Raw genomic sequence first — 19311 nt, forward strand, 5'->3', positions numbered from 1 at the left:
GGTCTCCTCAGAGGGTGGTCAGCGCCTGGATCTCGGCTTGGGTCAGTCCGGCTTCTGCCAGGACCTGCGCCGTGTGCTCGCCTGGCACCGGGGGCTCTCCGGACGATCCGCCTCCCAGGCGCTGGACGCCCTCGACGTCGAGGAAGGTGCCGCGGGCCAGGTGGTGTGGGTGATCCAGCGCTTCGGTGGGGGTGAGCACCGGGGCGAAGCAGGCGTCGGTGTGCTCCAGCACGGCGCACCATTCGTCGCGGGTGCGGGTACGGAAGATCGTGGCGAACCGCTCGCGCATCGCCGGCCAGGCGGCGCGGTCCAGCTGCGCGGGCAGGTCCTCGCCGTCGAGGCCCAGCCCGGTGAGGAGCGCCCGGTAGAACGGCGGCTCGATCGCGGCGACCGAGACGTGACATCCGTCAGCGGTCTCGTAGACGTTGTAGAAGTGCGCGCCGCCATCCAGGACGTTGGTCCCTCTGCGCTCACTCCAGCTGCCGTTGGCGATCAGCGGGTGGAACATCGCCATCATGGCGGCCACACCGTCGATCATGGCCGCGTCCACCACCCGTCCCTCACCGGTGACCAGGGCGGCAAGCAGGGCGCTGACCACGCCGACGGCCAGGTACATCCCGCCACCGCCGAAATCGGCCACCAAGTTGAGCGGCACGGCGGGAGGTCCGTTGGCGGCGCCGATGGAATGGAGCGCACCGGTGAGTGCGAGGTAGTTGAGGTCGTGCCCGGCCACCAGCGCGTAAGGGCCCTCTCGGCCCCAGCCGGTCACGCGTCCGTACACCAGCGCTGGGTTCCTGGCCAGGCAGACCTCGGGACCTAGGCCCAGCCGTTCCACCACTCCCGGCCGGAATCCTTCGATGAACACGTCGGACTGCTCGATCAGTCTGAGGACGGCGTCGATGGCTCGCGGGTCCTTCAGGTCGAGGGCGACCCGCGTCCCATGACGTCCCTCCGGTGATCGGCCCAGCGCTGCGCGTCAGGCCGATCTATCCGGATCACGTCCGCCCCGAGATCGGCCAGGATCATGCCGGCGAAGGGCACCGGGCCCTGCCCGGCCAGCGCCACGACGCGCACGCCGTCCAGCGAGGGCTTCATGGGCGTGCCTCGCCTCCTGGCACGTCGACGCGGGCGGTCCAGATCGAGCCTTGGCCCTCCTGGCGGGACTTCTCGTGGTCGAAGACCTCGAAGCCGCAGGCTAGGTAGAGGGTGCGGCGGTCGGGTCCGCCCAGGCCGCACGCCGTGCTGACACCGGCTTCGGCCTGTGGCACGGTGACCTCGGCCAGGACCTGGCCGCCCTCGGCGACGCGGATCGCCCGGCCGGTGATGACCATCGCCACCCAGGCGGCGCCTTCGGCGTCCAGGCACATGCCGTCGGGCATGTCGCCGAGTTCGGCGAAGACGCGGTGGCCGGATAGGTCGCCGGAGATGTCGACGTCGAAGGCGGCCAGCCGGTTGGCGAAGGCCTCGGCGGTGACCAGCGTGGCGCCGTCCGCCGACAGGGCGATGCCGTTGGCGCCCATCAGGTGCTCCGAGCCCTTGGCGATCCTCGCGGCGCCGTCCGGCTCGACGATGATGATCGGCGCGGGTGCGGGCTGCTCCCCGGCCCACAGGTCGAAGCCGAGCTGGGTGACGTAGGCGCGGCCGGTCGCGTCGACCACCATGTCGTTGATCGGGCCGGCAGCCAGCTCCCGCAGGTCGGCATGCACGCTCCCCACGCCGTTCTCGACGACGAGCACGACCTTCTCGAACATCGAGTTGACAAGCATGCGGCCGTCGGGCAGGAAGCCGGTGCCGACGGGGACGATGTCGGCGCCGTCCAGGGCCTGGCGGTCGTTCAGGTCGAGGAGCGTTTGCGCGTCGCCGTTCCCGTCGAGAGCGACGATGCGGCGGTTGTACATGTCGGAGAAGTGGAAGCGGCCCTCGTGCCAGCGGGGACACTCGGTCCAGCTGAAGCCGGTGGCCAGTCTGGTGGCGTTCATGGAGTCCTCACAGATGGGCTGGGGAGGTGCCGATGACTCCGCGGGCGGCGAGGTCGTCGATCTGGTCGGGTGTGAGGCCGAGGTCCTCGGCGAGGATCTCGGCGGTGTGCTGGCCGAGGGTGGGCGGGGGCAGGTGGGACCAGCGGTCGATGCCGGAGTAGCGGTAGGGCACGACGGGAAGGTGAATCGGGCCGGTGACCGGGTGGTCGACCTCCTCGAAGAGGCGCGGCAGGCTATCGTGAACGAAACGAGGGTCGGCGAGCTGGGCAGCCGGGATGCCCCGCTCGCGCAACGCGGCGACCAACTCGTCGGCGTCCTGCTCGGCCGTCCACTCGGCCAGTTCACGATCCAGCAGGTCGTGCTGGGCTTCGCGGCCCGCCAGGGACTCCAGCGCGGGGTCGGCGAGCCAGCGAGGCAGCTTGACGAGGTCGCGCAGCGACGCCCACTGCTCATCGGTCGCCACGGAGACAGCCACCCAGCTCTCGGTGCCTGCGCAGGGGTAGGCGCCCTGGGGAGCGATGCCGGGGCTGCGGTTGCCGTTCCTGCCGGGCACGCGGCCGGTGGCGCTCGACTCGACGATCTGCTCGGCGGCCATGGTGATCGCCGCCTCGGCCAGCGGCGCCTCCACCAGGACACCCTTGCCCAGGCGCAGGGCGGCCAGCAGGGCGAAGACGGCGTTGGCGCCGCCCATGGGGTCGGACGGACCGCTGGGGTTCGTGGGCGGCCCGCCCGCGTACCCCGTCGTCCAGCACAGGCCGGAGTACTGCTCCACGGTCTGCGCGTAGCCGACCCGCTCGCGCAGCGGCCCCGTCAGCCCGAAGGCCGGCATCCGCAGCATGGCCAGCGAAGGGTTGAGGGCGTGGACGCCGTCCCAGTCCAGGCCGAGGTTGTCCAGGACGCGTGGCGCGAAGTTCTCCAGCAGCACGTCGGCCTTGGCGATCAGCCGCTTGAGCAGGCCGAGCCCTTCCTGGTCCGTGAGATCGAGCGTGATGCCTCTCTTGTTGTGGTTGGCGCCCAGGTAGAAGGGGCCACGCTCCCACCACGACTCTTGCCTCGGGTCGCCGTTCAGCAGGCGTGCTCCGTCCACTCGCCGGGTCGATTCGACTTTGAGGACGTCGGCGCCGAGAGATCCGAGCAGGGTCGCGGCGAAGGAGCCTGCCCACCATGTGCCGAGGTCGAGAACGCGTAGGCCGGACAGGGGCCGAGGCGCCGGCTTCTTGCCCCGGTGTGGAAGGGGGGCGCCGCCGGGGCGTGGTCGCCGCCCGTTGATGAGGAAGGGGACGTCGGGATGGCCGTCGCGGAAGAAGCCACGCTCGGCCAGGTGGGGATCGTGGACCACGGTCTCACCGTTGTGGACCGGTGAGGCCGGAATCCGCAGCAGTGCGGCCTGCTCGAGGATGTGCGCGGTGGTGTGGCGCCGGGTCCAGCTCTGGACGATCTCGTTCCACTCCGCGGCGCGCCGGTAGCGGCCGTAGTGCGTGGTCAGCTCCTCGTCGGCGAGCAGGTCCGGCCGTTCGACGAGAATCATGAAGTCCTGGAGGTTCTGCGCGGTGGCGAGGTTGAAGCCGACCCAGCCGTCGAGCGTTGGCTCCACCGACGGGCTGAGCCGGTGGCGCAGGATCGCCGGTTCTCGAGGGTCGCCGCGCAGGGCGGCGGCCGCGTCCACGAACAGGTTGGTGACGTAGGCGTGCACGTCGAGCAGCGCCACGTCCAGCTGGGCCGGACCGCCGCCGTGGACTGCGGCCAGCGCGCCACCCGCCGCCAGCGCCCCGGCGACCCACTCCGCCGGGTGCCCGGCGGCCATCAGCGGAGGGGCTTCCGGCACCCCGCGCAGGCGTAGCGACCCGCTCTCCGCCTGCAGGGTGAAGTCCGTCCACGGCCGCTGCGGGCCGCCGCTCCCATAGGGCGAGATGTCGACGACGATCGGCGCCTGACCCGGCTCGTCGGTCTCCCGGATGAGCACATCGGCGGGGGGAAGGCTGCTCACCACCCGCTTGCCGGACGATAGGAAAGCGCCCAGTGGCCCTTCCAGCCCGCCGGTGGTGAAGACCTCGGCGCCGCAGTCGGCGAACAGCTTGCCCGCGTAGGCACCCGCGATCGTCCGCGAGTCTTCGGCGACACGCAATCCCGCCAGCGGGCTGCTCATGACCGGCCCGCCAGCATCCCGCCCAGTCCCAGCAGCCGCGCCGAGGCTCCACCGAGGATCAGCTCGGTGCGTTTGCCCTCCAGGAAGTAACGGTGCAGCGGATAGTCCAGGTCGGTCCCCAGTCCTCCGTGCAGGTGCTGGGCCGTGTGGAGAACCCTGGGACCGGCGTCGCAAGCCCACCAGGCGGCGATCTCCACTTCCTGGCTGGCGTCGCGCCCCTCGGCCAGCCGCCACACCGCCTGCCAGGCGGTCAGCCGCATGCCTTCCACCTCGATGTAGGCATCGGCGATGCGCTGGCTGGCCGCCTGGAAGGTGCCGAGAGGACGGCCGAACTGCTCACGGGTCCGCAGATGCTCGGCGGTTAGGTCGAGCGCCGCCGCGGCGCAGCCGGCCTGCTGCGCGCAGTACGCCGCCGTGATGCGAGGCAGCAGCCACTCCAGCACCTCGGCGCTCTCGCCTGGATGGCGCAGCACGTCCTCGGCGGCGACCGCGGTGTCGTTCAGACGCAGCACGAACTCCGGGTCGCCGGTCAGGGTGTCCTGGCGACGGAGCTCCACCTCTCGCGCGGCCGGATCGACGAGGAACAGACCGTCGCTCGCGGCCACGAGGATCCGCTGCGCGCGCTCAGCCAGCGGGACGAAGGGGTGTTCCCCGCAGAGCCTCCACCCGTCCTTGTCCGGTATGGCTTGCGCCCTGCCATGTTCCAGAGCTGCGGGCAGCACGCTGTCGCCCGCGCAGACCGGGGGGATCAGCCGGGCCCGCTGCTCCGCCGTCCCGAACTCGGCGACCGGAGCGGCGCCCAGCAGGACGCCTTCGATCAGCGGGACACGCGCCTCGACCAGCAGGCAGAACTCGATGAACGAGGCGCCGGAGCCACCCAGTTCCTCGGGTAGGGCGATGCCGAGGAGGCCGGTTTCCGCAAGGGTCGGCCACACCCGTTCCGGTGGCCCGGAAAGGATCTCCGCGGCCAGCTGCCGCAGGCTCGACTGGTCTTCGTCGAAGGTGAAGTCCATGGTGGCTCCTAGCGCTTGGCGCGTGGCATGCCCAGGCCGAGCTGGGCGATGAGGTCACGCTGGATCTCGTTTGCTCCCCCGATGAAGGTCATGACGTGGACGGACCGATACGACTTGGACAGCGAGCCGTCCAGAACCGCGCCGGGCGCCTCGCGTGTGAGATAGCCGCGCCTTCCAGCCAGCTCCATCAGCACCTCCGTCAGCTCGATGTGGAGTTGACTGCCGAAGACCTTGGCGGCCGAAGCGTCCGCGGCGGCCAGTCGCCCGGAGTCGACCGCTGCCGCGGCCTTGGCGTTGAGCAGCCGAAGAAATTCGATCTTGGCGCGCATCCTGGCCAGAGCCATCCGCACGTGAGGCTGGTCCAGTAAGCCCTCCTGTGCAGCCCAGCGGATGGCCCTGTCCAGCTGCGCGGCCAACCCGGCCGAGGGCGCGAGCGCGATTCGCTCGAAGTTGAGCTGCCCGGTGATCAGTGGCCAGCCCTTGTTCTCGCCCCCGATGCAGGCGTCGATCGGCACCCGGACCTCGTCGAAGCCGACGGCGGCGACCGAGTGGTCGCCCATGGTGCGCAGTCGGGTGGAGCTGATGCCTTCGGCGTGGCGGGGCACCAGAAACACCGAGATGCCCTTGTGCCTGGGCGCCTCCGGGTCGGTCCTGACGGCCAGCCAGATGTAGTCCGCCGCCTCCATCATCCCCGTCCACAACTTCTGCCCGGTGATGACGTATTCGTCGCCGTCCTTAACGGCGCGCGTGCGGAGCGAGGCGAGATCGGTGCCCGCCTCGGGCTCGGAGTAGCCGATGGCGAAGTGGATCTCACCGGCGAGGATTCCTGGGAGCAGCATCGCCTTCTGCTCGTCCGTACCGAAAGCGGCGATGGCCGGTCCCACACTGTTGATCGTCAGCAGCGGGGTCGGCACGTTGTAACGAGCCGCCTCCTCGGCGAAGATGGCCTGCTCCATCATCGTCCTGCCCTGCCCGCCCAGCTCCCGGGGCCAGCCGATGCCGAGCCAGCCGTCCCGGCCCAGCTGACGCACCACGGCCCGGTAGGTCGGCGTCGCCTCCGGCACGGAGGTGCCATTGCGCAGCTCGTGGCGGATTTCCGGGGTCATCAGGCCCTCGAAGTAGGCACGCAGTTCGTCACGAAGGGCAAGCTGTTCAGCGGTGTAGTCGAGATACATTCAGACGTCCGTCCGCCGGCGATATACTGTCGCTTGGAAATAATGTCGTCACGACAGAGTAATGTCGACGGCCTTTCGAGGGAAGAGCTCAAGCGAACATGACTTCACATCCGGGCCCAGAGCCGAGCCTTGCCCTCGTTCTCGAGGCGTTCGGCTTGATCGTCGGCCGGTGGACCACGGTGGGGATGCAGGACATCATCCTCGAGCGGGCAGGCGTCGAAGCGGACGCCGCCTCGATGACGCTGCTGTGGGAACTGTCGCGGGCGGGAGGGACGGCACGGCCTTCCCACCTCGCCCAGATCACGCGCACCAGCGCCTCCAACATCAGCAAGGTGCTGGGCAGGATGACGGCCTGGGGGCTCGTCGAGAGGACGACCGAGCCCGGCGACCTGCGCGCGGTCGCCATCACGTTGACGCCTGCCGGACAGCGAGCCGTAGAGGCGATCAACCGGACCAGCGTGGAGATGCTGGGCGAGGTCATGAAGGACTGGCCCCAACAGGACATCGACCAGTTCGGCCACCTGCTGAACCGCTTCGCCCAGTCGATCCGGGCGTCCTTTCTCGCGTGAGCCCGTCATGATCGGACGAACTCGTCGATCTGCTCGCCCACGTAGGCGATCTGGTCGTCGCTCAGCCCGTGGCTGCAGGAGACGAGGACGCCCCGCTCCAGCACCGCGTCAGCGCCCGGCAGGCCCGTGCCGGGCTGACGGAACCTCGCGTCCTTCATGAACGGCTGGCGAGCCGCGTTCCCGGTCCAGACGGTCCGGGTGTCGACACCGCGCGGCTCTAGGAAGGACTGGAGGTCCGAGCGGTCGAAACCCGCGTCGGGGTGGATGAGGAAGCAGTAGCAGAGCCAGGCGGTGTCCAGGCCGTCGGTCTGGCGGGGCGGGATGAAGTGCTCAGGGTGGCGGGCCAGGATCTCCGTGTACGCCGCGAAGATCTGCTTGCGGCGGGCGACGTTCTGGGGCAGCTTGCGCACCTGTTCCACGCCGAAGGCCGCGCAGAGCTCGGTGGGCAGGAAGTTCCAGCCGGGCTCGTCGAAGATGAACATGTCGTCGTAGCGGACGCCATCCAGATCGGCTCGCAGGTTGCGCTCCCCGCCCCGGCCGGAGCCGTACAGCTGGACCTCTGAACGCCGCCCCCAGCCGCGCAGGGTCAGGCAGCGGTCGATCCACCCGGGATCGTCCAGCAGGACCATGCCGCCCTGGCCGGCCGCCGTGACGATGTGCGATAACGAGAAGCTGGTGACGGAGATGTCCGAGCGGCGCCCGGTGGGGGTGCCGCGGAGCGTGGCGCCCAGCGCGTCGCACGAATCCTCGATCACCTTCAATCCATGTCTGTCAGCGATGCGCCGGAGTTCGTCCCAGTCGGGGGCGTTGCCTGCCAGGTTCGGGATCAGTATCGCCCCGGTGGCGGGGCCGATCATCTCCTCCACCTTGGTGACGTCGATCTGGAAGGTGTCGGGTTCGATGTCGGCGAAGACAGGGACGAGTCCGGCTCGCAGCAAAGCCGTCAGGTCGGTGGAGAAGGTGAGGGGGCTTGTGACGACCTCGGCACCTGACGGAAGATCCAGCAGCTCCACGGCCAGCATGAGCGCGGCCGAGCCGGAACTGACCATCACCCCGCGCCGCTTGCCGAACAGCTCGGCCACCAGCCGTTCCATCTCCTCGACGTGCGGGCCGATGCGTAACGCATTTTGCCCCTGCGTCAGGACACGTGTGACAGCGTCTATCTCGCTCTGGTCGTAGACGGCAGCGGAGTAGGTGACCCGTTGCATCGCACCGGCCTTCCGTCAAGGGCTTGCTTATAGCCTCTAAGCAAGAGTAAATATCACCTAGGTTAGGGACGAACAAGCCTTAAGGGATGAGGCCTCGTGAAGTTCGCCATCTTCTTGAACCCCCAGATTCCTGGCTCCGGGTACGCCGCTGAGGCCAACGCCCTGGCCAAGCGTCCGATCGGCCGTGATACCGAGTCGTACCAGGCACTGCTGCACGAGGTGCGGGAGATCGCCGTGCACGCCGACCGCATCGGGTTCGACGCGCTGATGATGACCGAGCACCATTTCCACTCCGAGGGGATGGAGTTCTCGGTCAATCCGCTCATGTTCCTCACCGACCTGGCCGCGCGGACCGAGCGGATCCTGCTCGCCCCGCTCGGGCTGGTGTTACCCGCCTGGGACCCGATCCGGGCGGCCGAGGACGTCGCGCTGCTCGACCAGTTCTCCAAGGGGCGGCTGCGGCTGGGGGTGGCGCGCGGCTACCAGAACCGGTGGATGAACGTGCTGGGCCAGCGCTGGCACGCCGCCGCCGCGCGCTCGGACGGCTCGTCGGCCGACAACCGCAACTTCGACGTCTTCGGCGAAGTGCTCAAGATCATGAAGATGGCGTGGACGCAGGAGACGCTGCGCTACAAGTCGGAGGTCCTGGACTACCAGGTGCCCTACCCCTACGAGGGCATCGAGGGCTGGCCCGCCACCGAGTGGACGCGCACCTTCGGCGCGCCGGGCGAGCTTTCCGACGACGGCAGGGTCCGGGCGGTGTCGGTCTGCCCGCGGCCGTACCAGAACCCGCATCCCGAGCTGTGGCAGCCCTTCACCGTCTCCGACCGGTCGGTGATCCGCGCGGCTCAGGAGGACATCATGCCGTGGATGTTCACCCCCAACCCGGACGACCACGCGGCCAAGGCCCAGCTCTACCAGGAGGGGTCGGCCAAGTGCGGGCGTCACTACAAGCTGGGCGAGCACACCGGCATCCTCAAGGTGGTCGGCATCGCCGACACCCGTGAAGAGGCGATGGCCCGCTACGGCGGGGGGGTGCCCAAGGACTTCGCCGCCTTCTTTGGGCCGTTCGGCTACCTGGAGGTGCTCCGTACCAAGGAGGACCCGTCTCACGTGCCGATCTCCCCTGACAAGGGGGACATCAAGCGCATGCACCAGGTCGAGATGGCGCTGTTCGGCTCCCCTGACGACGTCAAGCACGGCATCCAGCGAATGCTCGACCGCATGCCCGATTTGGAGTGGTTCGGCCTCTATCTGCAGGGCCAGCAGGGCGTGCTCCCGCTCGACACGGTCAAGCGCAACCTGGAGCTGTTCGCCACCAAGGTCATCCCCGAGTTCCGCGGCTGAGGAGACATGGACGCTGTACTGGACGGCCTGCGCGTCGTGGACGCCGACACCCACATCACAGAACCGCACGACCTGTGGACCTCCCGCGCGCCCGCGGACTACCGCGACCGCGTGCCCCGCGTCACCGAGATAGACGGCGGACCGAAATGGGTCGTCGACGGCGCGGTCCTGGGTCGGGCAGGCGCCTCGGGCGTCGTCACCAGGGACGGCGAGCGCATCCGCGGCACCGAGTTCATCGGCTGGACATTCGACGACGTCACCCCGGCCGCCTACCAGGTGGAGGCCCGCCTGGAGCTGATGGACCGGCTCGGCGTGTGGGCGCACATCATCTATCCCAACACTGCCGGCTTCGGCGGCCAGCGCTTCGGCGACATCAAGGATCCGGTGCTGAAACTGCTGTGCGCGACCGTTTACAACGACGCCATGGCCGAGATGCAGGACGCCTCTGGGCAGCGGCTCTTTCCCATGGGGCTGATCCCCTGGTGGGACATCGACGCCTCGGTGGCCGAAGTCCAGCGCATGCACCAGCTCGGGCTGCGAGGCGTGAACACGACCAGCGATCCCCAGCAGGCCGGACTGCCTGACTTCGCCGATCGTGCCTGGGATCGCCTGTGGGAGGTGTGCGCCGATCTCGGCATGCCGGTCAACTTCCACATCGGGGCGGCCCACGACAGCCTCAGCTGGTTCGGCTCCTCGCCCTGGCCAGGCTTGGGACCCGAGCAGAAGCTCGCGGTGGGCTCGGCGATGATGTACCTGACCAACGCGCGGGTGCTGGCCAACTTCATCTACTCGGGTGTTCTGGAGCGTCATCCCCGCCTGAAGATCGTCTCAGTCGAGAGCGGCATCGGCTGGATCCCGTTCTTCCTGGAGGCGCTGGAGCACCAGCTGGGCGAGACCGCTCCAGGCAGCATGGACTATCTCAGCCTTTCGCCGCGCGAGTACTTCCGCCGGCAGATCCACGCCTGCTTCTGGTTCGAGAGCGACGACATCTCCCACACCATCGACCGGGTGGGGCCGGAGAACGTCCTGTTCGAGACCGACTTCCCGCATCCGACCTGCCTGTATCCCGACAGCCTGGACATCGTCGGCCCGGCCGTGGCGCAACTGCGTCCCGACGTGGTCCGGCGAGTGATGCAGGACAACGCCGCCCGCCTCTACAACCTCCCGCTGCCGTCGTGAGCCTGCGCGTCATGGAGGTCTCCCGCACGGTCGCGGGCGGCTACTGCGGCAAACTCCTGCGTGATGCGGGAGCCGAGGTGATCAGGGCGGAGCAGGACGAGCCGCGCTCGCCCTTCCTGCGCTTCCTGCACGAAGGCAAGACCTCCGGCTGGTCGGCCGAGGTGGACGTCCTCGTCGAGGACGTGGGGTTGGACCTGAACACCGTTGATCCCGACGTCGCGGTCGTCTCCGTCTCGCCCTTCGGCCGCTCCGGGCCGTGGGCGAGTCGGCCTGCCAACGAGTTCACCCTGCAGGCGTGGTGCGGTTCCACCGGGTCCCGCGGCCTGCGGGAGCCCGTCTGTTCAGGCGGCAGGCTGGGCGAGTACGCGGCCGGCGCCTACGCCGCGATCGCCGCCCTGACCGCCACCCCCTCCGCGCGCGTGGACATCTCGATGCTGGAGACGATGCTGCTCACGCAGAACACCTTCGGCTATCTGTTCCCCCAGCTGGGGGCAGAAGGGCCGGCCAGATCGGTGGAGCTGCCGTCGGTCGAACCAGCCAAGGACGGCTACGTAGGCTTCTGCACGGTCACCGCGCAGCAGTTCCAGAACTTCCTCCTCATGATCGAGCGGCCCGACTGGATCGACGACGCGGAGCTCGCCACAGCCGCGGGAAGACGGCGGCGCCGCACCGAATTCCTCCAGGCCGTGCACGCGTGGACCACCACACGGACCGTCGCGGAGATCCTGGAGCTGGCCGAGGCGCTGCGCATCCCCGCCGCGCCGGTGACCACCCCCGCCTCCGTTCTGGAGGTCGAGCACTTCCGGGAGCGCGGCGTGTTCGTCCCGAGCCACGACGGGCTCCCTTGGCCCCGCGTGCCCTATAGCCCCGCGGGGCAGGCCGGATTCGTCGACGTCCGAGGGATCAGGGTCGTCGATATGACAGCGTTCTGGGCCGGTCCGTCCGCGACCAACCTGCTCGCCGCGCTCGGAGCCGACGTCGTCAAGGTGGAGTCGCCCAGCCGCCCTGATCCCATGCGCTTCACCACCGCCCGGCCCGGCGCCGAGTCCTGGTGGGAGTACGGGCCGATCTTCCACGGCGCGAACACCGGCAAGCGCGGCCTCGCCCTGGACCTGCCCGCCGGACGCGACCTGCTACGACGGCTGATCGAGGTCAGCGACGTGCTGGTCGAGAACTTCACCCCCCGAGTTCTGGAGCAGCTGGACCTCACCCCCGACCGGCTGCTCGCCTGGAACCCCGACCTGATCGTCGTCCGTATGCCGGCGTTCGGACTGGACGGGCCGTGGCGTGACAAACCGGGCTTCGCCCAGACGATGGAGCAGGTCTCCGGGCTAGCGTGGATCACTGGCGAGGCGGACCTGCCGCCCATGACGCCCAAGGCGGGAGATCCCATCGCGGGCCTGCACGCGGCTTTCGCCACCCTGGTCGCACTCAACGGGCCGCGGGGCGTCGTGGTAGAGGCGCCGATGATCGAGGCGATACTCAACGTCGCCGCGGAAGCCGTCATTGACACCGCCGCGACCGGCGTGACCCGTTCGCGCACCGGCAACCACGACCCCGCCGCTCTGCTCCAAGGCGTCTTCCCCTGTGCGGGCCCGGATCAGTGGCTGGCCCTCAGCGTGCAGACGGAAGAGCAGCTCGTACGACTCACGCAGTTGCTCGGCGGCGACCTCGCCGGCCACGACCGGGACGCCACGGTCCAGCTGTTGCTCGACCACGGCATCCCGGCTGCGCCGGTGCTCGCCCCAGCCGAGGCGGCCCGTAACCCGCAACTGGAGCACCGCCGCTTCCTGGAACGGCTCACCCATCCGATCGCGGGCACGCTCGACCTGCCCGGCCTGCCGTACCCTCGGAGCCAGCCCTGGCTCAGCCGTCCGGCGCCTACCCTCGGACAGCACAACGCCGAGATCCTCACCGATCTGCTCGGCGTGAGCGACCTGGAGCTCGCCGACCTGCGTGCACGGGACGTCATCGGCGAAAGCCCACGTCGATGAGCTGGGGTCACAGCGAGCCGCTCGGCGATCTGGCCACCGGCGTGGCGATCGCCGGCATCGGCGAGGCTCCGCATACCCGGGCCTCCGGGCGCGCCGCCTCCGAGATGGCGGCCGAAGCCGCCGCGGCGGCCATCGAGGACGCTGGGCTCACCCCCGCGGACATCGACGGCATTATGTGGCATCCGGCCTTCGCCGACCAACTGGACGCCGACGCCTTCAGGCGGTACTTCGGGCACACCGGCCCGCTGTGGAGCTCCACAGAAGGCGGTGCGATGGTGTGGGCGGGCACGGCGCCGCACACCGCCGCCCGCGCGCTCGCCGGCGGCAGCGCCCGCCACATCGTCAACGCCTTCGCCGTCGCGTGGGCGACTCAGCGCTCCGCCATGGTAGGCGGCCCCGGCCAGAGCCACGCCCAGAAGGTCACCAAACGACAGCTCGAGGTGCCCTTTGGCTGGTTCCCCCAGCCGGTCTACTTCGCCACCATCGCCCGTAGGCACATGCATGAGTACGGCACCACCGTCGAGCAGCTCGGCCATGTGGCCGTCACCACACGCCACCACGCCAACCTCACTCCTGGTTCGGTGATGCACGACCGGCCGCTCAGCCTCGAGGAATACCTCTCCTCCCCGCCGGTGGCTGAGCCGTTCCGCAAGGAGGACTGCTCGCTCATCTCCGACGGCGCGGGCGCGTACGTCATGACCACGGTAGAGCGTGCGCGGGACCTGCGGCAGACGGTGGTGGAGGTCGCCGGAGTCGGGCTGGGCACCAGCCACACCGGCAGCCACTGGGCTCAGCAGCCCGCCTTCACCCACACCCCGCAGGTCTTCGCCGGACCCGCCGCCTTCGCCATGGCGGGCATCACCCCGTCCGAGGTCGACGTCCTGGAGCTCTACGACCCCTTCACGATCGTGACGCTCATGCAGCTCGAAGACCTCGGCTTCTGCGCGAAAGGCGAGGCGGGTCCGCTGGCGGAGAGCGGCGCTCTCCGGGTCGGGGCGAGCCTGCCTACCAATACCCACGGCGGGCTCCTATCCCACTCCTATGTTCTGGGCATCGCCCACGTCACCGAGCTGGTCCGCCGGCTGCGCGGCTCGGCCGCTGAGATCGGGCTGTACGGCGGGTACACGGGCGCCCAAGCCAGCACCCTCCTTCTGCGGAGAGCACGATGACCTTTCCCCTTCCCCGCCTCGACGAGCCGCTGACCGGCGAATTCTGGCGCGCCGCCGCCCAGGACCGGCTGGCCTTCCCGCAGTGCGCGTCGTGCGGCCGCTTCTGCTGGTATCCCGAGCCGTGCTGTCCCGCCTGCGGCGGCACAGATCTGCCGTGGATCGAGGTACGGCCGGCGGGAAGGCTGTTCTCCTGGAGCGTGGTGCACCATGCTTTCCTGCCCGCGTTCGCCGCCCACGTCCCCTTCGTCGCCGCGATCGCGGCTATCGACTCCGCACCCGGAGTCAGGCTGGTCAGCCGCCTGCTCGGCGACGACCCCGCGATGGACGCACCGGTGCGGGTGGAGTTCGGCTGGCTGGGCTTCGGCGAGCACAAGGTCCGCGCGCCCTTCCTCAGGAGGGTGTCGTGACCGTTTCCTGCTCGGGCAGGCTGGCGCTGATCACGGGAGCCAGCCGCGGCATCGGCCAGGCTCTGGCGGTACGGCTGGCTGCCGCGGGAGCACTCGTGGGCGTCGTCGGCCGGACCGCGCATCCCGGTGAGGGTGCCTATCCCGGTTCCTTGGCGGAGACGGTCAAGATGATCGGTGACTCCGCGCTGGGTGTCGTGGCCGACATTGGCAGCGCGGAGGACAGGCGACGTGCAATCGAGGAAACGGAACGGCATTTCGGCCTGCCGGTCACCCTCCTGGTCAACAACGCCGCCGCGCCCCGCGTCTTCGAGTTGCCGTTCCATCGGATGACCGAAACCGCGTTCCGCACGGCCATGGAGGTCAATGTCTGGGCGGCCTGGGACCTCGCGCGCCTAGTCATCCCGGGCATGATCGAGGAAGGCGCAGGCTGGATCCTCAACATCACCTCAGCTCAGGCACGTCACCGCACCGGCCCGCCGTACCTGACCACCAGATCCGGCGGCGCCTGCCTGTACGGGGGGACCAAGGCGATGATCGACCGGCTGACCACCGGTGCGGCGATGGATCTGTACGGCAGTGGCATCGCGGTCAACGCCCTGGCACCCGAGGGAGCGGTTCGCACCGATCACGCAATGGCTGTCGCGGATCTTCCCGCTCATCGGATCGAGCCTGTCGAGGCCTTCGTCGAGGCGGCGCTCGCCCTGCTCACCGGCCCGCCCGATCAGCTGACCGGGCGGGTGACGACGAGCCTTTCGTTGATCCTGGAGCTCGGCCTGCCCGTCCGTTCCCTTGACGGGCGCGAGCTGGTGGCCGGGTGGCAACCCGGCGAGATCGACCCCGTACGGCTCAGCGGCTCGTGAGCCTCCGGAAGTTCCCGGCGGCCACCGCCGCCAGTTCGTCGCCGGTCAGCGGCAAACGGAGAAACGCCTGCAGGGAACTCTCCGTGCGGACCCGCTGGGGGCGCGCCGCGTCGGCGACCGGCTGGAGCAGTTCGGCCAGCACGAAGTTGCTCCCATAGAGCACGCGGTCGACACCGATGCGGCGGATGTGCTGCGCCATTCGCTCCGGCTCCACCTTGCCGTCGGCGACCTCTAGCACGCGCAGTGACAGGTCGGCGCAGACGTTCTCGAAGCGACGCGCCAGCTCGACCACCTCCACATCAGCGCCCTCCCCGAAGACGGGGCTGTGACCGCAATGAGCGAAGATCAGCTTCAATGACGGGAACTCGGTCAGCGGCTTCTCGAATCCGGAGGGCCTGCCGAAGGCCGCGCCATGGCCGGAGGACTCCGTGAGCACCGGGACGCCACGTCTGGCGCACCAGTCGAAGAGGGGGCGCAGGCGTGGATCGTCGCCCCGGATCCGCATGTCCCTCGGCACGATCTTGACGCCGCTCGCGCCCTCCGCGACCCGCGCCTCCAGCTCCGCGAGCATCTCCTCCTCGCCCATGAGAACCGCATCGACCCCGCAGAAGTAGGTCAGGTCCGGCTGGCCGGCGACGGTCGCGCCGGCCCAGGCGTTGTTGTCGCGGATCCGATCCACGATCCGCAGCCGCAGTTCCTCCGCCGCCGCTTCACGCCGCGTCCCTTCGTCCGGCAGCGTGTACTGGCCGTCGCGCCAGTACTGGCCCGACCAGGTGAACATGAGGATGTTCGCGCCCGAGACGGCGTTACTCGCCATCATCTGCCGCAGTTCCCCGACGGTCCCGTACGCCACCGGCTCGGCCGGATGACCGGATCGGGGGTTGCGGCTGAGGAAGTAGCCGAAGGCCTCCCGGCCGTGGTCCTGGGACCGGAAGACGTGGGTGTGCGCGTCGATGATCTCCATCAGAGTCGCTTCACCGCCTCGGCCTCGCGGTCCATGCCGACCGGTGGTCTGGCTGTGGTGTGCACCACCCCGCCGTCTGAGACCACCGTGTGGCCGGTCATGTAGCTGGACAGGTCCGAGGCCAGGAACAGGGCCACGCCTGCCGTCTCCCTCGCCTCGCCCAACCTGCGCAGCACCGGCGCCTCGGCCGCGCGACGGCGGAACTCGGCGATCTTCTCATCGGCGGGCGGCCGCTGGGCGGGATTTGCGTGAGTACCCGGGACCACGCAATTCACCCGGATGCCGTACCTGGCCAGCTCCATCGAGGCCGACTTGGTGAAGTGCGCGACCGCCGCCTTCGCCGCGCCGTATCCGCTGATGTTCGGCGCCCCGACTATGCCACTGGAGGAGCCGAAGTTGACGATGGCCCCCGCCACACCATCCTCGATCATCGCCAGGGCTTCGGCCTGGCAGCACAGGAAGGCGCTCAGGAAGTTCAGCTCCCAGCGCTCCTGGACGTCCTGCACGGTCATGTCGAGGAAGGGCTTGACGCCGGCCGCTCCGCCAGGGTTGCCGACCACGTTGACCGCCACGTGCAGGGGGCCGAAGGCCTCTCTCGCGGCCCGCACCGCCGCCTCGACCTCGTCCTTCCGGCGCGCGTCGGTCTGCCGGTAGACGGCTTCGCCACCTCGTTCGCGCAGCTCCGCGACAAGCTTCTCGGCCGTGTCGTGGGCAACGTCGGCCACAGTGACTCGACATCCCGCCTCGACCAGGCGCTCGCTCACCGCCGCCCCGAGTCCTGCGGCCCCGCCGACCACCACGGCGCTCTTGCCGGCCAGACCTAATGAGTCCTTATTCACTTTTCCTTAATAGCTATAAGTAGAGACGTGCACAAGGCCTAGCTGGCCCTGCGTCGCAGCATCTCGGCGAAGTTCTCCAGGAAGTATTCGAAGCCCGCGTCCGCGCTCCCGTCCACATCCAGGACGACGAAGCCGGAGATGGCTGCACGGAAGAACTGGTGTGCCGCGGGCACCTCCTCCTCAGGAAGCCCGTAGGAACGCAGCACCGCTCGAACCGCCTCTGCCGCCCGCTCTCCCACCTCGTGGTATTCCTCCGTCCGCGGCGCCCGCTGCTGCAGCGCATAGCGGTGCGGGTGACGACGGACGTAGTCGCGGTAGGCCTCGGCGAGCGCACGGAGCGCCCCATCGCCCGACCGGCCCAGCACCGCTGTACGCAGTTCCTCGCTCATCTGGCGCATGCCGTACAGGCCGACCGACCGTTGAACGGCGGCGAGATTGTCCACATGGGCATACAGGGCTGGCTGGGTCACTCCTAACCGGCGAGCCAGGTTCGTCATGGTCAGCGCCTCGACGCCCTCATCGTCGACCAGCTCGACCGCGGCCCTGGCGACCGTGCCGGCATCCAGACCAACCCGCCGGCGCTTGCGCGGCGAGCCCTGAGCGACCTCGGACCCTTCCATGGCGGGCTCCTCTCCTCGATAAGGAGCTTAGAGCCTATAAGCATCGGAGCGGCTCACCCTTCTTCGCCAGCAGACCGCGCCCTACAGCGCGAGACGCCACGCCGCTTGCGAGCCGGTTGGTCGGCTCGTCCGCGACGGGCTGGAACTTTGTGGCCGGTCTGGGCGAGAAGACGCCAAGATGCTCTTTCTCTGGGACGCCACGGACCTTGCGGCGCCGCGCCGGCTCAGCCCGCCGATGTCACTCCCGGAAAGTCGCCGTCCCAGGAAGGAGCTGCAGCGTGTAGTAGTTGAGGGCGGTTGAAGCACCATGTTGGCGACGTCATCGCTCGGAGCCGACCTCGCGGGGCCAAGCTCTCTCAGTGCAACCGGCCGGAAAGCAGCGCTCTCCAGAGTTCTTCGGCGTCTCGGCACCTAAGCCTCGTGCTTTCGGTAACGGCAGCACCCTGAGATCGGCGAATGAAGTACTGCCCGCCCGCCGCGCAGAGCTCGTACACAGGACTGGTGCAATCACACGTCCACTTGAGCACCCGGACCCGTTGATCCATACGGACCGGATCCCAGTCCAGCGTGGTGAACTCGTCAGCAAGCTCCGCCGCGTGAGGGCTGATGCAATCTCGCGACGCCACGGTCAAGCCGCCGCAGCCCAAGGGAGCGGCTTGTGGCCGACTCCACCAACAGGCATGGAGGTAAGCGTCGCCGCTTGTCCGACCTTCTCCGGACGCCATTCGCGGACGTCAACCAAACCCGGTTCGATCAGCTCAAGCCCATCGAAGCACCGGATCGCACCCTGAACGGGTGGACAGCTGGCAGCAAGGTAGCTGCCGGGAGCCATGATTTCCTGGAGAGACCCCATCCCCTCGAACTGAGGGCGCATCAGCAAGATGGATAGAGGACGGTCGAGGTCTATGAGGCCTTGGGTCTCGCCACGCCGGAAGCCCGAGGGAATCGAACCCGCGAGGACAGCATGAACACCTTGCCGTCGTGCGAGCAGTGCGCGGGCATGGGTCACGATCATCGGATCGTCGTCGACATAGATCACTCGCGCATCCGGGATGATCCTTTGAGCGACATCATGCACGTTCTCCTGCGTCGGAACCGGCGCCCATGGCGATGAACTGCCTGATGCCTGCCGTACGCGCGAGATACCGCACCACACGACGAAAGAAGGCTCGGGTCTCCCGCACCCGGTCCACCAGGTCCGGGATGGTGAGCTTGAGCTCCTCCGCCGCTGCCCTGTCGGCCCCGTAGTAGGCGTTACCGCCTAGGAGGTAGTCGTAGATGCGCGCCTCGTTGGGCTTGGTGATGTCGATGAGCGGACTGGTGCCGTTGTGCTCACTCATGCCCCGACTCCGCATCCATCCAGCTCGGCCCAGACCTCCTTGCCGTCACCGGCCGGTTCGATGCCCCAGCGGTCCGAGTACGCCTCGACAAGCCAGAGCCCTCGCCCGTCGGGCGCCTCTGTTGTCGGCACCTGCTGAACCGGCAGATTCTGGCCGTCTCGATCGTGGACCTCAAGCCGAAGCGTTTCGTCGGCGAAACGGAGGACGAGGCAAACAGGAGCACCGCCGGCCTTCGCGTGCTTGATCGCATTGGTGGTCAATTCGGAGACCAGCAGTTCGACGCGTTCAGCGAAGTGAAGGATCTCCCAATGGATCAGCATGCGGTGCGCCCACGCCCGCGCGGCGGGCACCGAGGCCGGCACCGGCGACAGGGTGTAGGAGCGCGACCGAGTGTCGTTCGACAGGCTACTCGTCATGCCCTGCAGGAAACGCTGAAGGGCCCATCCCCTCCACAGCAAATCCGTGCAGGAATGGCGCATCAATGCTGCATTAGGGCCTGCGA

Annotated in this window: 19 protein-coding genes and 1 pseudogene; 7 read left to right on the forward strand and 13 right to left on the reverse strand. The window is 68.9% G+C overall.

What is annotated here, in order from left to right:
* Window positions 1-7: 7 nt before the first annotated feature.
* Genes ACTWQA_RS31825 through ACTWQA_RS31850 form a run of 6 tightly spaced genes read right to left on the reverse strand, consistent with a single transcriptional unit; the run spans window position 8 to window position 6313 of the window.
* Window positions 8-967: a CaiB/BaiF CoA transferase family protein gene (locus ACTWQA_RS31825; protein WP_443162789.1), complete on the reverse strand. Its 960-nt coding sequence runs from the start codon at window positions 965-967 to the stop codon at window positions 8-10.
* Window positions 916-1095, reverse strand: a complete 180-nt coding sequence (locus ACTWQA_RS31830) for a CoA transferase (RefSeq protein ID WP_443162711.1) — start codon at window positions 1093-1095, stop codon at window positions 916-918. The genes ACTWQA_RS31825 and ACTWQA_RS31830 overlap by 52 nt, the downstream gene beginning before the upstream one ends.
* The gene (locus tag ACTWQA_RS31835) at window positions 1092-1979 is read right to left on the reverse strand and encodes an SMP-30/gluconolactonase/LRE family protein (protein WP_443162712.1); all 888 of its coding nucleotides are present in this window, start codon (window positions 1977-1979) and stop codon (window positions 1092-1094) included. Before ACTWQA_RS31835 ends, ACTWQA_RS31830 begins: the two co-directional genes overlap by 4 nt.
* 7 nt (window positions 1980-1986) lie before the next feature.
* Window positions 1987-4125 carry a CoA transferase gene (locus ACTWQA_RS31840; protein WP_443162713.1) on the reverse strand — a complete coding sequence of 713 codons (2139 nt, stop codon included), beginning with the start codon at window positions 4123-4125 and terminating at the stop codon, window positions 1987-1989.
* Window positions 4122-5138, reverse strand: a complete 1017-nt coding sequence (locus tag ACTWQA_RS31845; protein WP_443162714.1) for an acyl-CoA dehydrogenase family protein — start codon at window positions 5136-5138, stop codon at window positions 4122-4124. Before ACTWQA_RS31845 ends, ACTWQA_RS31840 begins: the two co-directional genes overlap by 4 nt.
* 8 nt (window positions 5139-5146) lie before the next feature.
* Entirely contained in the window at window positions 5147-6313 is a 1167-nt protein-coding gene (locus tag ACTWQA_RS31850; protein ID WP_443162715.1) for an acyl-CoA dehydrogenase family protein, read from the reverse strand.
* A gap of 98 nt (window positions 6314-6411) precedes the next feature.
* Here ACTWQA_RS31850 and ACTWQA_RS31855 point away from each other — a divergent pair, with 98 nt between their 5' ends.
* The gene (locus ACTWQA_RS31855) at window positions 6412-6882 is read left to right on the forward strand and encodes a MarR family winged helix-turn-helix transcriptional regulator (protein WP_443162716.1); all 471 of its coding nucleotides are present in this window, start codon (window positions 6412-6414) and stop codon (window positions 6880-6882) included.
* A gap of 5 nt (window positions 6883-6887) precedes the next feature.
* Here the strand turns inward: ACTWQA_RS31855 and ACTWQA_RS31860 are convergent, their stop codons facing one another.
* Complete coding sequence (locus ACTWQA_RS31860; RefSeq protein WP_443162717.1) at window positions 6888-8090, reverse strand: DegT/DnrJ/EryC1/StrS family aminotransferase; 1203 nt, start codon at window positions 8088-8090, stop codon at window positions 6888-6890.
* Window positions 8091-8186: 96 nt separating this feature from the next.
* Here ACTWQA_RS31860 and ACTWQA_RS31865 point away from each other — a divergent pair, with 96 nt between their 5' ends.
* The 6 genes from ACTWQA_RS31865 to ACTWQA_RS31890 are packed head-to-tail and all read left to right on the forward strand — an operon-like array spanning window position 8187 to window position 15046.
* The gene (locus ACTWQA_RS31865) at window positions 8187-9437 is read left to right on the forward strand and encodes an LLM class flavin-dependent oxidoreductase (RefSeq protein ID WP_443162718.1); all 1251 of its coding nucleotides are present in this window, start codon (window positions 8187-8189) and stop codon (window positions 9435-9437) included.
* A gap of 6 nt (window positions 9438-9443) precedes the next feature.
* A complete protein-coding gene (locus ACTWQA_RS31870) occupies window positions 9444-10616 on the forward strand; it encodes an amidohydrolase family protein (RefSeq protein WP_443162719.1) in 1173 nt (390 codons plus the stop codon).
* Window positions 10613-12610, forward strand: a complete 1998-nt coding sequence (locus ACTWQA_RS31875; RefSeq protein WP_443162720.1) for a CoA transferase — start codon at window positions 10613-10615, stop codon at window positions 12608-12610. Before ACTWQA_RS31870 ends, ACTWQA_RS31875 begins: the two co-directional genes overlap by 4 nt.
* A complete protein-coding gene (locus ACTWQA_RS31880) occupies window positions 12607-13779 on the forward strand; it encodes a thiolase family protein (protein ID WP_443162721.1) in 1173 nt (390 codons plus the stop codon). Before ACTWQA_RS31875 ends, ACTWQA_RS31880 begins: the two co-directional genes overlap by 4 nt.
* Entirely contained in the window at window positions 13776-14186 is a 411-nt protein-coding gene (locus tag ACTWQA_RS31885; RefSeq protein WP_443162722.1) for a Zn-ribbon domain-containing OB-fold protein, read from the forward strand. Before ACTWQA_RS31880 ends, ACTWQA_RS31885 begins: the two co-directional genes overlap by 4 nt.
* Window positions 14183-15046 (forward strand): SDR family NAD(P)-dependent oxidoreductase, encoded by an 864-nt coding sequence (locus ACTWQA_RS31890; protein ID WP_443162723.1) that lies wholly within the window; start codon window positions 14183-14185, stop codon window positions 15044-15046. The genes ACTWQA_RS31885 and ACTWQA_RS31890 overlap by 4 nt, the downstream gene beginning before the upstream one ends.
* On the opposite strand, the gene ACTWQA_RS31895 is transcribed toward ACTWQA_RS31890, so the two are convergent.
* From ACTWQA_RS31895 to ACTWQA_RS31920, 6 genes and pseudogenes are all read right to left on the reverse strand, one after another.
* On the reverse strand, window positions 15033-16010 hold the full coding sequence (locus tag ACTWQA_RS31895) for an amidohydrolase family protein (protein ID WP_443162724.1): 978 nt from the start codon (window positions 16008-16010) through the stop codon (window positions 15033-15035). The genes ACTWQA_RS31890 and ACTWQA_RS31895 overlap by 14 nt on opposite strands.
* Window positions 16010-16849, reverse strand: a complete 840-nt coding sequence (locus ACTWQA_RS31900) for an SDR family NAD(P)-dependent oxidoreductase (protein ID WP_443162725.1) — start codon at window positions 16847-16849, stop codon at window positions 16010-16012. Before ACTWQA_RS31900 ends, ACTWQA_RS31895 begins: the two co-directional genes overlap by 1 nt.
* A 38-nt stretch (window positions 16850-16887) precedes the next feature.
* Window positions 16888-17469: a WHG domain-containing protein gene (locus tag ACTWQA_RS31905; protein WP_443162726.1), complete on the reverse strand. Its 582-nt coding sequence runs from the start codon at window positions 17467-17469 to the stop codon at window positions 16888-16890.
* A gap of 628 nt (window positions 17470-18097) precedes the next feature.
* Window positions 18098-18343, reverse strand: coding sequence for an SAM-dependent methyltransferase (locus ACTWQA_RS31910; protein WP_443162790.1), 246 nt, complete (start codon window positions 18341-18343; stop codon window positions 18098-18100).
* 57 nt (window positions 18344-18400) lie between these two features.
* A pseudogene (locus ACTWQA_RS31915) lies at window positions 18401-18824 on the reverse strand (SAM-dependent methyltransferase); the annotation flags it as partial.
* A complete protein-coding gene (locus ACTWQA_RS31920) occupies window positions 18806-19225 on the reverse strand; it encodes an ATP-binding protein (protein WP_443162727.1) in 420 nt (139 codons plus the stop codon). The gene ACTWQA_RS31920 and the pseudogene ACTWQA_RS31915, both read right to left, overlap by 19 nt.
* Window positions 19226-19311: the final 86 nt, after the last annotated feature.

This window comes from Nonomuraea sp. 10N515B (genome assembly GCF_052245915.1).
Lineage (GTDB): Bacteria > Actinomycetota > Actinomycetes > Streptosporangiales > Streptosporangiaceae > Nonomuraea.